This window comes from Hoyosella subflava DQS3-9A1, from assembly GCF_000214175.1.
GTDB lineage: Bacteria > Actinomycetota > Actinomycetes > Mycobacteriales > Mycobacteriaceae > Hoyosella > Hoyosella subflava.
Window position 1 is genome coordinate 3967766 of the sequence record NC_015564.1, and the last position, 13698, is coordinate 3981463.

Below are 13698 nucleotides of genomic sequence, written 5' to 3' on the forward strand. Positions count from 1 at the left end.
CGGCTAGCGTGCTGTCCGTAGCCGAGTTTCGTGGCGGTGAGAGAACGCTAGACACGGGCTGTTTCCTTCACTGGGTTGTGACCGTTTTCGTTAGGCGATGGCTCGCTCGCAAGTTCCTGCGCCTGAGCCTGCGCGACTTCGTCATGCAATTGCGTCCAAATGCGGTGACGGTATGCGCCGAATCGGGGGTCAGAGCGAATATCTTCTGATTCGGTTGGGTCGAGATCGACGTCCACGATTGTTTTGATGCGACCGGGTCGCGATGTCATCACGGCGACTCGCTGACCGAGGTACACAGCCTCGTCGATCCCATGCGTGATGAATATGATCGTCTTGCCCGTCTTCTGCCAGATTCTCAGCAACTCGTCCTGGAGTGTTTCGCGTGTCTGGGCGTCAAGCGCCGCGAAAGGTTCGTCCATGAGGAGCACCTCCGGATCAAACGCCAGGCTGCGTGCGATTGCCACGCGCTGTTTCATGCCGCCCGAGAGTTCATGGGGATAGCGATCGGCGAAGCCCGTGAGACCCACTAATTCAAGAAAGTGGTCCGCTATGCGTGACCGCTCCTGCCTGCCGGTGCCCTTTGCCTCGAGCCCGAACTCGATATTCTCTTTCGCGGTTCGCCATGGAAGCAGTGCGTACTGCTGAAACACAACGCCGCGATCGAGCCCCGGCCCTGTGATTTCCGCGGCGTCGAGAAGGATCCGCCCCGAGGTTGGCGATGTGAGTCCACCAAGCAGATCCAGCAGTGTTGATTTGCCGCAACCGCTCGGACCGACAAGCACCAGAAACTCACCAGTAGCAACATCGAGGCTGACGTCACGTACCGCCGCGAAGTTCTTGTGCTTCCCGCGCAACGCTGTGCGGTCGCGAACGCTGAATTCTTTGCTGACGTTTTGGATGCTCAGTTTCGCTGCCATTAGCGTGCCTCGACCTCTTCACCATTTGGACCACTCGCCGGATCAAGCGTCCCGTTTGCATACGGCACAAACTCGTTAGTAAACACGTCAGATGCGGTCAGCTGGCCTTCAGCCAGTTCCCCGTTACGGACGAGCCAGTCGATCCAGATCTGGATTTCTTTCTCGTCAATCACGCCACCGGAGTTCCCTACACCTGTGCTCTTCCAGTGCTCAATGAATTCAGTACTTTCATTGCGGCCACGAGATTCGATGATCTCCCGGAACTTCTCGATTACCTCCTCCCGCGGCGTCGTTTGGGCCCACCGGATCGCACGAGACACTCCCTGCACATAGTCGGCTACCGCTTCAGGGTTCTGTTCGATGAAATCGTTGCGGAAGATCTGCGTGCCGTAACTGAAGGAACCGAATAGCGACTCGTCTGTGAAAAGTGGCCGAATTCCGCCGCGGTCGAGCGCGGTATCCCGGAAAACGCTTCCCAGGGTTCCGGCATCGATCTGTCCCTGTCGCAGCGCCTGTTCAGTATTCACCGGCGGGACGACGACCAGTTCGACCTGTGCGATCTCGTCCTTCGTCAGACCCTGCTGAGCAAGCCATTCCCGAATGATGAATTCGTGATGCGCACCAAGCGTGTTCACGCCGATCTTTTTCCCGATGAGATCGCGCGCGGAACGAATCGGGCTGCCTTCGAGCACATAGTAGCCGTGGTAGTTTTCGCTATCGGCTCCGTAATAGGCTATCACCGGCGTAATAGGCGCCCCGGTGGCCGCGAGCTTGACAACCGCACCGTTGAACGCGCCACCCACATCAATCTGATTGGTCGCGACGGACTGGATATCTTGCGGTCCGCTGATGGTGTTGCCAACCCACTCGAGCTCGACATTGTCGAAATATCCGAGGTCTTCTGCTAGCTCATTAAAGCCGACCTGGCTTGCCCAGCCCTGATAGCGGACAGTGGTTGTCTCATCGCTGCCTGGTGATTCTGAAGCCCCGGAAGCCTCAGGAAAAGCACCGCATCCGGTTAGAAGAGCTGCTGCGCTCAGTACGGCGCCAATTGCGCCGATACGAAATCGCCCTCTGGAGGCTAGACGAGCTGGGTGAGACATGTTTCAGACCTCGTTTAATGAAAGCGTCGGGATTTGGTTCTCTCACTTAATCGGGCAAGCCCGGCACCCGACAAGGATTCAAATCAACGTGCGTGCAACCGGTTCGATACGAATGCCAGACAGGCCCCGGAACGAGGAGTGGTCACGATCACCTGGTTCCGGTCCCGATCGGGTGCTATCTTGATGGGCATGTCTCGTTCCACGTCACGCCCTGAGCACGCCTCGATGGCTGCGGCATCGGCCCTGACGTCGGAAATGTGCCGAATGTACTGTCTGCACTGTTGCTGATCCCTCGATATCCGATTCGGATGTCATTGAGGGCGTGAGGTTCTGAACTGAACCCGCGCCGCTCCCCTTCCTGGATTCGCATTTTCGGCACAAGAGAGTGACTCCCTGTGACTGTTACGCCTATTTCTGCTCGCCACGTCCCATCCGCACCGGTAATCGTGGCGTCGCCCCGGTTCGAGCGGTCGGAAAGCCCCCCTGCCGCGATACTGCGTGTCGCCGTACAAGAGGGGCCGCTCGCGCGGGAGCGAGCGGCGCAGCTGACCGGTTCCAGCATCGCCACCGTGAATCGCCACGTGTCCGCCCTCCTTTCGGCAGGCCTGCTGCGGGAACGAGCCGACCTCTCCGCGTCTGGCGCCGTTGGGCGGCCGCGCGTGCCCTTCGAAACGAATCACGAACCGTTCGCCACACTCGGCATCCACATCGGGGCGGCGGTAACCACATTGGTTGCGAGTGACATACGCGGCAAGCTCCTTGGCGGCATACGGATAGCAACACCGCTCGGCCACCAGCTGACCGCACTCGCATCCATTGCGCAGAGCGCAGCATCGTTCACCGCGCGGTTCCGGAGGCAATTCCTCTGGGCCGGAATCGCACTCGGCGGGCGGGTGGATCCACGGTCCGGCACCGCAACTCATCCCAGGCTCGACTGGCTTGACGCACCCGTCGGCGAGGTAATCGGTGAAGCGCTGGGAGTCCCCGTATCGGTCTCCCCCCACGTTGAAGCGATGGCCGCCGCGGAGTTGCTCTTCACACCCACGCAAGATGCGGCCTCCGCGAATGAGCGAAGCAGCTTGTACTTCTATGCACGCGAAACGGTCGGCACCGCGCTGACCCTTGATGGACGGGTACATACACCGAACAGCGGTCCAGGCTCCATCTCGCACTTCCCTACCGGGTCGAGTGTGGCGTGCCCGTGTGGCCGAAACGGTTGCCTCGAGGCCACAGTGAGCGATCAGGCCATGATCGACCGAGGGATCGAGCGCGGTGTGCTCTCTCCCGATACGGCGTCAATCACTGAGCTGCACCATAAAGCGCGCGCGGGAGATCCGTCAGCAACAGCGATCCTGACAGAACGTGCCGAGGTTCTCGGACAGATCGTCGCGATGCTGCGCGATCTGTTCAACCCGGATGACGTGATACTCGGCGGCCAGGCCTTCACGCAGTTTCCTGAAGCGATGCCTGCTTTCGCACAGTCTTTCGCCCGCAACACCGCACTCCTGGGCAGAAACGTGCTGGTGACTGGATTCGGAAACCGAGTCCAAGAACATGCTGCAGCGGCTGTCGCACTCAGTGTGCTCCATGCTGATCCGCTCGCAGCGCTGCAAAAAGCACACCTCGCCCAGACTGCCCACACAGTCGGCGCTGTCTAACCGGCCAAGGCGAGCGTTCCCCTAACGATCGCCACCACGGCACCCGCTCCCGCTAGCGACAGTGCGAGCGCGCGCGCCATGCCCGGCGAGACGCGGCGGGCGACAAGTCCACCACCGAAGGTCGCAACCACAACCGTCGCAGCCACCGCTAGGAGCATCCACCATGGTGGCAGCCCTTCCTGCCCTGTCGCTCCGAACGCAACTTTGACCAGAAAAGACACGAGCCCCATCGTCATGAACACTGGGTTCATGGTGGCGGCGAAGGCGCGCTGGTCCCAGCGGGACACGAGGGCATACACGACCATCGCGGGTGCCGCGATACCCGCCGTTGTGTTGAAGAATCCCCCGGCTGTCCCAGCGAGCCCGGTGGCGGCCGGACCCTCCAGGTGTGGCAAGGTCCGCACAAGGTACGTGATCGCCAGGGTCAGCAACACGAGCCCCCCGATACTGATCTGCAGCCAGGAGGCGGGCACAGCACGCACCACCAGAGCGCCGGGGACTGCCCCGATCACGGCCGCTGGGGCAAGCACCGCGTAGCGCCGCCAATCCACGTACTTCCAGACGTACAGCGTGATCAGCGCGCCGGACATCGACGTAATGATGTTCGTGGCCAAGATCCCCTGCACCGGGCCCAGCAGAACCGCCAGCGTCGGTGCCACAACCAGCCCGACACCTGTTCCAGAAACACGCTGCAGCACAGTCCCTATCGCCACCGCGGCGAGAACCGCGGCGAGCATCTGCGCTGTCACGCCGAAGAGGCTTCAGCGAGCAGATCTCCGCGCCGCTTCTCTCCCCAATCCTCAAGAGACTTCAGCGCGACTTTCAGTTCTTCACCGAGCGCGGTGAGCGAATACTCAACGCGCGGGGGGATCTCCGGAAAGAACTCACGGTGCACAACGCCGTCGGCCTCCATCTGGCGCAGCTGCTCCGTCAGCACCTTCTCGCTGACACCGCCGAGCATCCGCCGAATCTGTCCGAAGCGTTGCGGGCCGTCACCGAGCACCCACATGATGTGCAACTTCCATTTTCCGCCCACCACCTCGATGGCAACGCTCATACCGCACATGTGAGCAAGGTCCTGTGACTCCACCAGCGTTCGCCTCCCAAACTGTCCCGGCGATCCTCCAGGAAGAATACTCGCGTGCTCTGACACGTGCGCGCCTCACAACTAGCGAACAGCGACCACCGTGCTGATGATCGCAAGCCATACCAGCGCAGCGATGAGGGCCGCACGTTGCCAGACGCCGGTTCGGTCATCGTCCTTCTCCCAGGCACTTCCAAAACGGCTGACCAGGACCGTTGCCGCCACCGCGGTGACTGCGGAGTACCCGCGCACCTCCCAGCCAAAGGCGCTGCTGAACGCCGCAATCGCCGGCATCACAGGCATACACATGAACGCGACCGCACCAGCGCGGTCATGCCAACGGTGACGGCGCGACAAGGTTGCCGGTGTCGTGTCTGGAGTACCGGGGGGATACGCGCGCATTGCGTCCATCGGGAACACGCCCGACGCGACCAGTGCGAGACCGAAAACACTGATCACCGCGCCGAGTGGCCACGTGACACCGGCGACCGCGACTCCGCCGGCCGCAATCGCCACACCACAGACAAGGAAATTCGAAGTCTGGATCCATCCGCGATAACCGAGCGCCAATGCGCTCACTGCGTGGCGGACCGGGTTGTATCCCGGCCGCGTCCACCCGTCACACATGAAAACCACGATGAAAGTGATTGCGGCGACTGCCGAAATCACCGCGGCTAATCCCATCGGACGCCTAATCCCATCGGAACAGCGCCGCCGCCACGATTCCACCGACCAGCACCGCCGCGCCCAGGCTCACTAGGTGGGCGGGATCAATGCCGCTGCCGGCCCACGCTGCACCCAGCGCCTGCATCGTCGCACCGAACGGCAAATGCTCTCCGACTCTCGCCAGTCCCTCGGGCAGCGACCCAGGACCGCCGAACAAGCCGCCGAGCGCTCCGATGGCGAAGAAGGTAATCAGACCTATCGCCACCGCCGAATTCGGGGTAGGCGCCACCGCTGCAACAATCATGCCCACGCCGTACATCGCGGCCAAACCCAGCAGGGCGACGCCGAGGGCTGCCAACGGTGCAGCCGGGAACTGCGCACCGAACACCAGCACCGCGACCGCGAGGGCAGCGCTGATGCCAATTACCGCCTGGATCAGGCTCACCACCGCCTGCGCCACCAGAACCATTGCGGGTGACGCGGGCGTCACAGACAGACGTCGCAGGATCCCTGTGCGCCGGTAGTAGGCGAGGAAGCTTGGCATGTTGATGATGCCAATCGCCGCGATGACCATTCCGAACACCAATGGCAGCACATACACTTCCAGACCCGTCAGTCCGGTATCACCGGCGGCCTCGGAGCCAGCTGCCGACGCGCTCATGACGAGAATCAGCAAGGGCAAACCAATGGGCACTACTAGCCCGGCAGTATCGCGAATCACCATCTTTGCCTCGCACTTGGCGAGTGTGGCCCAGGCTCGCGGCCCCGGACGGTGGGCCTCGATCGTTGTGGTCATCGATCCGCCTCCATTTCGTCGTGGACCTCGTGTCCTGTCAGCCGAACAAAAGCTTCTTCGAGGTCGGCCGCCCCCGCTTCCCCGGTGACTTGAGCCGGTGCTCCCTGCGCGATAACCCGGCCTGTGTCTAACAGCGCGATCGTGTCGCACAAGCGGCTCACCTCGTCCATGGCATGGCTAACGAGGACCACCGTGACGCCCTCGTCACGCAGTCTCTCGATCGCCGCCCACATCCGGCGGCGGGCGCGTGGATCAAGCCCGGTGGTGAGTTCATCGAGGATCACCACACGTGGTCGTCCGATGAGAGCCAGCGCAACTGACAGGCGCTGTTGCTGACCACCCGAGAGTTTCTCGAACTGTGTGCCGCGGTGCTCCGACAACTCGACGAGATCCAGTGTCTCGTCCGCGCCGCGCGGATTGGGATAGAAGCTGCGGTACAACTCGACGAGTTCCGCAGCCGTGAGCGCGTGATGAAGGTACGCGTTCTGCAATTGCACACCGAGGACCTGGCGTAGTTTCGCCCGGTCACGACGCGGATCGAGACCGAGGACCCGCACTGTGCCGCGATCGGGTTTGCGCAGACCAGCGATCGTCTCGACAGTAGTTGTTTTCCCGGCGCCGTTAGCGCCGAGGATGCCGATGACCTGCCCCTGTTCGACACTTAGTGATACATCGTCGACAGCGACCTTGGAACGGTAACGCTTGTGAAGCTGCTCGACTTCGATAGCGAGTACTGACGAATTCATGTGAACGACGGTAGGTTCGCGGTGCCGGCGCGCGCTTGTGCCGACAGTCATTATTCGTACCCATGACTATCGGCACCTCCCCGGCACTCGCCTGGCCTCTAGGCTGAGTTAATGCGCCGTGTGGATCCTGAGACGTGGGCTGGCATCGTATTGCTTGCCGTCGTCGTCGGCCTTGGCGCTCCCGCACTGATCGGACTGGTCGACACCGCTATCCCGCGACTCTGGTGGGTCGTGGCGTTCGCAGCAATGCTCGGAGCCGCCCTCGCTGCGTTCGCGTTCGAACACCGCACGGGCCCTCGGCATCTCGCTCTCGGAACCGCGGTCGCTGCATCGTGGATCGTCGTCGCTGGTGCACCTAGCCTGGGCTTCTTGCCAATCCTGCTGATCGCCATGGCCGCACTCAGTGTGTACACGACGCGACTTGCGGGCACGGCGTTCATCGTGATGCTGAACACGCTGGTGATTGGGGCAATCGCAGTCCGCTACAGCGACTCACTGCAGGAAGCTGCCATCGTTACTGGCCTCTACCTGGCACTGCAAGCCATGTCAGTGCTGTCGTCGCTCGCCATCACCCGTGAGCAGCAGTTACGGCGCCAGTTGACGGAAGCGCACGTCGAGCTGAGGGCTGCAACCGCACTGCTGGCTGAGTCCGCGCGAACCTCAGAACGGTTACGCATCTCCAGGGATCTGCATGACACCATCGGCCATCAGCTCACCGTCCTCAGCCTGGAACTCGAAGCGGCGCGGCACCGTGAGGGCAGTCGCGCGCGCGAACACGTCGAGCGAGCACAGTCCGTCGCACGCGATCTCCTCCGCGACGTCCGCAGCACCGTAGGCGAGCTGCGAAACGGCTCCGCCGATCTCGCAGCGACCCTCAGCGAGATCGTGAAAGACCTGCCCGGATTGAATATTTCTGTGGAGGTCGAACCCGCCGTCGAGGTGGGAGAAGACGAGAGCACAGCACTGATTCTGGCGGTGCAGGAGATCATCACCAACACGATCCGGCACGCGAGCGCACGCGAGCTGTGGATCGAGATCGCCCGCGACCCCACCGGTGCAACCGTTCTGACCGCTGCCGATGACGGCCGCGGCGCAGACAGCCTGGTGCTGGGCAATGGTTTGCGCGGAATGAAGGAAAGGTTCGAAGAGATTGGCGGCAACGTGCGCATCGGCGGACTCGGCGCGGGGCGCGGCCTCACCATCACGGCCCGGGTTCCCGCCTCATGACTAACCCGCTGTCGGTCGTAATCGTCGACGACCAGAACCTGGTGCGCCACGGCATTCGCAGCCTTCTGGAACTCGCCGATATCAGGGTGATTGGCGAGGCGAGCGATGGTGCCGCCGCGATTGATGTGATTGCGGCAACTAACCCAGACGTCGTCTTGCTCGACCTGCGAATGCCCAGGTATGACGGCCTCTGGACGCTCGAAAACCTGCGACTGCGCGAACTTGAGGTGCCGGTGCTGGTGCTCACCACCTTCAATGACGACACTCTTGTGCTCGAAGCTCTGCGCCACGGCGCACAGGGTTACCTCCTTAAAGACGTCACACTGGAGCAACTCAAAACCGCGGTTCACACGCTCGCAGCCGGTGGCACGCTCATCGCACCCTCCATCACTGACAGACTGCTGCGCGCAATTCGGTCCGGTCCCGCTCCTACCGGCGACACCTTCCCTCCTGCGGACCTGACCGCGCGGGAGGTAGAAGTCCTGCGGCTCGTCGCAGAGGGTTTGAACAACCGCGAGATCGCAGGGGCGTTGCACCTTGCCGAAGGCACGGTAAAAAACCACGTTTCGACAATCCTGGTCAAGCTCGGGGCCCGCGACCGCACCAACGCCGTACTCCGCGCCCTGCACGAGGGATTACTGCGCTGACCGTAATGCGTACCTCAAGGTAAGTCCCGCACCACAAAGTGCGGTCTTGTGGAGGTTGCGAACTCGATCGACGATGAGAACCAGCGCCGCGATCGACTTCCTGAAAGACGACCAACCACAAGGATTCACATGCCTAGTACCGCTCCATCTGTCACCGTCATCGGCCTCGGACCGATGGGCCAGGCGATCACGCAAGCACTGCTCAACGCGGGCACCGCCGTTACCGTGTGGAACCGCACACCCCGCAAGGCAGACGGAATGGCAGCCCTCGGCGCGAAACGTGCCGAGACGGTCGCCGAAGCGCTCGACGCGAACGACGTGGCAATCCTCAGCCTTACCCACTACCAGGCGATGTACGACGTCTTAAGCCACGCGGCCGGGCATCTCTCCGGCAAGACCATCGTCAACCTGAGCTCAGATTCACCGCAGAAGACGCGCGCGGGAGCCCGATGGGTGCTCGACCACGGCGGCTCCTTCTTGACGGGCGCGTTCATGTCACAGGGCGACGACATTACCCATCCGCTCTCCTATGTCTTCTACAGCGGGCCTGACGAGGTTTTCCGCGCCGTGATGGACCTGCTGATTCCCTTGAGCCCAGCTGAATATCTCGGTGCGGACTATGGTCTGGCACAGCTGTATTACCAGGGACTTCTGACGATCTTTCACCCTTTCGTGCTGGCGTATGAGCAGGCTCTTGCCACCATCGGACAATCTGGTGGCGACGTCGACCGATTCACCCCTTACGCGCGCAGATTCATGGACTCGATTAAGGACTTCATGGACTACTTCACGGCCGAGGCGAAGAACGGCGGCTGGGGTGACGTTGCGAGCCTCAGGATGATGCATGCTGGAGCGCAACACGTCATCGATACCAGTAACGACGCTGGCGTAGCACCACCACTCACCCACACTGTGCAAGACGTGTATGCCCGCGCCATCGCGGCGAGCACGGAAGCACGGCCGGTGCGGTCCTACGAACTGATCAGCGAGGTCGAGTTGTCATCGGGCAAGCGGCCGTAACTCGCTCCGATGAAAAACGAGCGGAGCGTGTCCATCACGAACCGTGGCGTCCCGGACCGCCAGCAAAACCAGCTGGTGGTCACCGGCGGCGACAATGTCGTGCACCGACACCTGCAGGGTCATCGGTGAGCCAGCGATAAACAGTGCGCCAGCTGGGCCAGGCTCGGTTTCCACCCCATCGAACCGATCACTGGACCTACTCGCCAGTGTGCGCGCCGCGCCCGCATGACCCGCACCGAGAACGCTGATGCCGAGTTCTTCCGAGCAGAGCAGCTTTGGCCAGGTTGACGAAGTGTTGTGAATGCAGATAGCGACGAGTGCCGGCTCAAGTGACACGGGGACAAAGCTGCTGACTGCCATGCCCACGCGTTCGCCCGCAGCGATCGCACACACCGCAACCACCCCGCTTGGGTGCAATGCGAAGGCGCCGCGCAGGGCCTGTGGGTCGAGCGCGACGGGAATAGCAGTGCCGGTCATGACGTCACCACGTCCTTCCATCTCTCTGCGTACTCGTCAACGCGTCCGTCAGATTGATACGAGCTGTCCAAGAGAAACAGACCGGGCGCTGGCGTGGTTGCCCCCAACTCCACGAGCACCGGCTTGAGCACCAAGTCAGCCACGAGTGCGTGGGCAAGCCCCCCGCCCAGCATTACGGGGATGACGACCTTTCCGCGCAACCCCTCTCCAGTGGGTAAGAGATCGAGAAACAGTTTGAGTAAGCCCGTATAGGCTGCCTTATACGTGGGACTGGCAACGACCACGACCGCAGCACGCTTTACCGTGTCAACGGCTTCTTGCACTGCCTCGCTTTGCCCGTCGAGCAGCGCAGGGCCAATCTCGCCGAGTTCTAGCACTGCGTCCGGCGGCGCTCCAGTGAGTTTCTCGGCGACAGAAACGGCCGCGTCCCGGGTCCGCGAATTCCTCCGCGGGTTACCCACCACCACAACCGTCGTCACCTGCTCACCGCCAATGCCGTGTCAGCCTTGGCCGCACCAGCCAGCCACGGTGCAAGTACGTCGTGCTGAACGTAACGCAGCCAACTGTCTGGCCCCTGCACGGTCGCGCCATCTGCGACACCAGCTGCACTGATGTCACTGATCAGGCTCGTCAAGCCTTTGTGCGTCCCCACGTAAGTGACGGTGTCGAGCACGCGGCCTGGCTGCCAGTATGGGTTTATGCGCTCGTACTCAGCATGAGCACGCTCCCACGTATCCGCCGTGTACGCGTAGAGATCGAGCAGGACAACCGCGCGTGGGTCACTTCGACGGATACCCTCGTATCGGCGTCGCGCCTCTCCAAGGTCTCGCGCACGCAGGCGGATCAGCGTGCCCATTACTGGACGCGCCGTGAGTTCACACCACGTCCCGGCGGAGGCTGGCGCGGGGCTATCCACGTCAAGCCACGGCGGCCGAGGCGCCTTCGCGCCGAACTCGATTGCGACACTGGGTCCACTCATGTCATTAAGGACACAGGTACCGCAGCGCACTTCCAAGGTTTGAATTCACAGTGGTTTTAAGTGTTCTCCCGTGCGTCCCACGCTGCCAGATTTGGCCTCATGACAACTGAGAATGTGTCCGACCACATCAAGTTCGCCTATTGGGTGCCGAACGTCAGTGGCGGTTTGGTGACAAGTGATATCGAACAGCGCACCAGCTGGGACTATGAGTACAACGCGAAACTCGCGCGCACCGCAGAGAACAATGGATTCGATTACGCGCTCAGCCAAGTTCGGTATGAGGCCAGCTACGGCGCTGAGTTCCAGCACGAGTCAACGTCATTCAGCCTCGCCCTGCTTCTGGCGACTGAGCGACTCAAAGTCATCGCCGCAGTGCACCCAGGACTGTGGCAGCCTGCGGTGCTCGCAAAGTTCGGAGCAACCGCTGACCAATTGTCCGGCGGACGTTTCGCGGTCAACGTCGTGAGCGGCTGGTTCAAAGACGAGTTCACCCACCTAGGCGAGCCCTGGCTTGAACATGACGAGCGCTACCGCCGCAGCGCCGAGTTCCTCCAGGTGCTGCGCAAAATTTGGACCGAAGACAACGTGGATTTCCGGGGCGACTTCTACCGGATTCACGATTTCACACTAAAACCCAAGCCGCTGAACTCCGCCGACCGGCCGAACCCCGAACTCTTCCAGGGCGGCAACTCCTCCGCTGCACGCTTCAACGGCGGCCACTTCGCCGATTGGTACTTCTCCAACGGAAAAGACTTCGACGGCGTCACCGATCAACTGAATGACATTCGCAGCCACGCACGCAAGGCGAACCGAGAGGTCAAGTTCGGTCTCAACGGATTCATCATCGCTCGCGATACCGAAAAGGAAGCGCAAGACACCCTGCGCGAAATTATTGATAAAGCTAATAGACCCGCGGTCGAGGGGTTCCGGAGCGCTGTCCAGCAGGCGGGCGCTTCGACCTCCGACAAACGCGGAATGTGGGCCGACTCCACGTTCGACGACCTCGTCCAGTACAACGACGGCTTCCGCACGAAGCTCATCGGTACTCCCGAACAGATCGCCGAGCGCATCGCCGCATACCGCCGCCGTGGCGTCGACCTCATCCTCGGTGGATTCCTGCATTTCCAGGAAGAGATCGAGTACTTTGGCGCCAACGTGCTGCCGCTCGTGCGTGAGATCGAGCAAGCTGATCGGGAACGAGAGTTGTTGTCCGCATGAGCTGGGACAACGCGCTCCCCCTCGCCGCGAAGCTGGCGGACAGTTTCCGGGAAACAGCCTGGGAACGTGACCGCGACCGCATCCTGCCCCACGCCGAAGTCGAGCAACTTTCGACCGCAGGTGTCTTTGCCCTGACCGTGCCGCGCGAATATGGTGGCCCGGACGCACCAGCGTCGGTCCTCGCGGAAATCATTCGGCTGCTGGCGAGCGCCGATCCCAACATAGCTCAGATACCGCATAGCCACTTCGTGTACGTCAACTTCCTGAAAGCCGCCGCCACCGATAGGCAAAAACAGTACTTCTTCAACCAGATACTCGACGGCGCGCGGCTCGCGAATGCGCAGTCGGAACGCGGGGGACGGACGATCGCTTCTGTTGCCACGCGGCTTGAACGGTCGAGCACCGGGTACGTGCTATTTGGCACCAAGTACTACTGCACGGGAACACTTTTCGCTGATTGGATACCCGTGCTCGCGGTGCTTGATGAGGCCGAGTACCTTGCTTTCGTCCCGACGGGGAGTCCTGGCCTCTCCATCACCGACGACTGGAACGGGCTTGGTCAGCGCACCACAGCGAGCGGCACCGTGCACCTGCAAGGGGTTCCGGTGGACCAGGCGTGGGTGGTGCCGCGTGCGGCCGCGCTGCAGGCGTCATCGGGATACGGGGCGTTCGCTCAGCTCCTGCACGCGGCTATCGACGCCGGTGTGGCTAGGAACGCACTCGACGACGCCGCAGAGTTCGTTCGCGCGAAGTCACGGCCCTGGTTCGAGGCCGGTGTGGAGGAAGCCCGCGAGGATCCACTGACCGCGTACCGATTCGGCGAGGTCGCGGTGGACGTCGCCGCTGCCGAATCGCTCCTCGCGACGGCAGGTAACGCCGTCGATACAGTTCTTGCCCAGCCGTCAGCGGACAACGCAGCGGAAGCGTCCCTCGCCGTCGCTACCGCGAAAGCCGCCGCGGATCGCGCATCGCTGTCGGCGACAAACGCCGTGTTCGAACTCAGCGGCACCCGCTCCGCCGACGCGTCACTTGGCCTCGACCGGCATTGGCGCAACGCTCGCACCCACACCCTCCACGACCCGGTGCGCTGGAAATACCACCACATCGGGCGGTCTTTACTCGGGTATGCCCCGCCACACCATGGCGTGTTCTAGAAGGAG

Annotated in this window: 16 protein-coding genes; 6 read left to right on the forward strand and 10 right to left on the reverse strand. The window is 62.1% G+C overall.

Features of this window, described 5'->3' with window-relative positions; genetic code table 11:
• Positions 1-47: 47 nt before the first annotated feature.
• Complete coding sequence (locus AS9A_RS18655; RefSeq protein WP_013808682.1) at positions 48-917, reverse strand: ABC transporter ATP-binding protein; 870 nt, start codon at positions 915-917, stop codon at positions 48-50.
• Positions 917-2020 carry an ABC transporter substrate-binding protein gene (locus AS9A_RS18660; protein WP_013808683.1) on the reverse strand — a complete coding sequence of 368 codons (1104 nt, stop codon included), beginning with the start codon at positions 2018-2020 and terminating at the stop codon, positions 917-919. Before AS9A_RS18660 ends, AS9A_RS18655 begins: the two co-directional genes overlap by 1 nt.
• 395 nt (positions 2021-2415) lie before the next feature.
• Here AS9A_RS18660 and AS9A_RS18665 point away from each other — a divergent pair, with 395 nt between their 5' ends.
• Positions 2416-3678 (forward strand): ROK family transcriptional regulator, encoded by a 1263-nt coding sequence (locus AS9A_RS18665; protein WP_013808685.1) that lies wholly within the window; start codon positions 2416-2418, stop codon positions 3676-3678.
• Here the strand turns inward: AS9A_RS18665 and AS9A_RS18670 are convergent.
• The 5 genes from AS9A_RS18670 to AS9A_RS18690 form a co-directional block, all read right to left on the reverse strand.
• Positions 3675-4427, reverse strand: a complete 753-nt coding sequence (locus tag AS9A_RS18670) for a sulfite exporter TauE/SafE family protein (RefSeq protein WP_013808686.1) — start codon at positions 4425-4427, stop codon at positions 3675-3677. The two genes, AS9A_RS18665 and AS9A_RS18670, sit on opposite strands and share 4 nt — an antisense overlap.
• Complete coding sequence (locus tag AS9A_RS18675) at positions 4424-4771, reverse strand: winged helix-turn-helix transcriptional regulator (RefSeq protein ID WP_407636579.1); 348 nt, start codon at positions 4769-4771, stop codon at positions 4424-4426. Before AS9A_RS18675 ends, AS9A_RS18670 begins: the two co-directional genes overlap by 4 nt.
• Positions 4772-4846: 75 nt before the next feature.
• The gene (locus AS9A_RS18680; protein ID WP_013808688.1) at positions 4847-5446 is read right to left on the reverse strand and encodes a DUF998 domain-containing protein; all 600 of its coding nucleotides are present in this window, start codon (positions 5444-5446) and stop codon (positions 4847-4849) included.
• Between the two features lie 7 nt (positions 5447-5453).
• Positions 5454-6224, reverse strand: coding sequence for an ABC transporter permease (locus AS9A_RS18685; RefSeq protein WP_013808689.1), 771 nt, complete (start codon positions 6222-6224; stop codon positions 5454-5456).
• Positions 6221-6970 carry an ABC transporter ATP-binding protein gene (locus tag AS9A_RS18690; protein WP_041452213.1) on the reverse strand — a complete coding sequence of 250 codons (750 nt, stop codon included), beginning with the start codon at positions 6968-6970 and terminating at the stop codon, positions 6221-6223. Before AS9A_RS18690 ends, AS9A_RS18685 begins: the two co-directional genes overlap by 4 nt.
• A gap of 111 nt (positions 6971-7081) precedes the next feature.
• On the opposite strand from AS9A_RS18690, the gene AS9A_RS18695 reads away from it, so the two are divergent.
• The 3 genes from AS9A_RS18695 (at position 7082) to AS9A_RS18705 (ending at position 9864) form a co-directional block, all read left to right on the forward strand.
• Positions 7082-8197 carry a sensor histidine kinase gene (locus AS9A_RS18695; protein WP_041451209.1) on the forward strand — a complete coding sequence of 372 codons (1116 nt, stop codon included), beginning with the start codon at positions 7082-7084 and terminating at the stop codon, positions 8195-8197.
• The gene (locus AS9A_RS18700; protein ID WP_013808692.1) at positions 8194-8844 is read left to right on the forward strand and encodes a response regulator; all 651 of its coding nucleotides are present in this window, start codon (positions 8194-8196) and stop codon (positions 8842-8844) included. Before AS9A_RS18695 ends, AS9A_RS18700 begins: the two co-directional genes overlap by 4 nt.
• A gap of 129 nt (positions 8845-8973) precedes the next feature.
• Positions 8974-9864, forward strand: coding sequence for an NAD(P)-dependent oxidoreductase (locus AS9A_RS18705; protein ID WP_041452214.1), 891 nt, complete (start codon positions 8974-8976; stop codon positions 9862-9864).
• On the opposite strand, the gene AS9A_RS18710 is transcribed toward AS9A_RS18705, so the two are convergent.
• From AS9A_RS18710 to AS9A_RS22900, 3 genes are read right to left on the reverse strand one after another with little or no spacing between them, the layout of a single operon-like run.
• Positions 9844-10341 (reverse strand): flavin reductase family protein, encoded by a 498-nt coding sequence (locus AS9A_RS18710; protein ID WP_041452215.1) that lies wholly within the window; start codon positions 10339-10341, stop codon positions 9844-9846. The two genes, AS9A_RS18705 and AS9A_RS18710, sit on opposite strands and share 21 nt — an antisense overlap.
• Positions 10338-10820, reverse strand: a complete 483-nt coding sequence (locus tag AS9A_RS18715) for an NAD(P)H-dependent oxidoreductase (protein ID WP_041451210.1) — start codon at positions 10818-10820, stop codon at positions 10338-10340. Before AS9A_RS18715 ends, AS9A_RS18710 begins: the two co-directional genes overlap by 4 nt.
• Entirely contained in the window at positions 10817-11320 is a 504-nt protein-coding gene (locus tag AS9A_RS22900; protein WP_013808696.1) for a hypothetical protein, read from the reverse strand. Before AS9A_RS22900 ends, AS9A_RS18715 begins: the two co-directional genes overlap by 4 nt.
• Before the next feature lie 99 nt (positions 11321-11419).
• On the opposite strand from AS9A_RS22900, the gene sfnG reads away from it, so the two are divergent.
• Positions 11420-12538, forward strand: coding sequence for a dimethylsulfone monooxygenase SfnG (gene sfnG / locus AS9A_RS18725; RefSeq protein ID WP_041451211.1), 1119 nt, complete (start codon positions 11420-11422; stop codon positions 12536-12538).
• Entirely contained in the window at positions 12535-13692 is a 1158-nt protein-coding gene (locus AS9A_RS18730) for an SfnB family sulfur acquisition oxidoreductase (protein ID WP_013808698.1), read from the forward strand. The genes sfnG and AS9A_RS18730 overlap by 4 nt, the downstream gene beginning before the upstream one ends.
• The last annotated feature ends 6 nt before the right edge of the window (positions 13693-13698 follow it).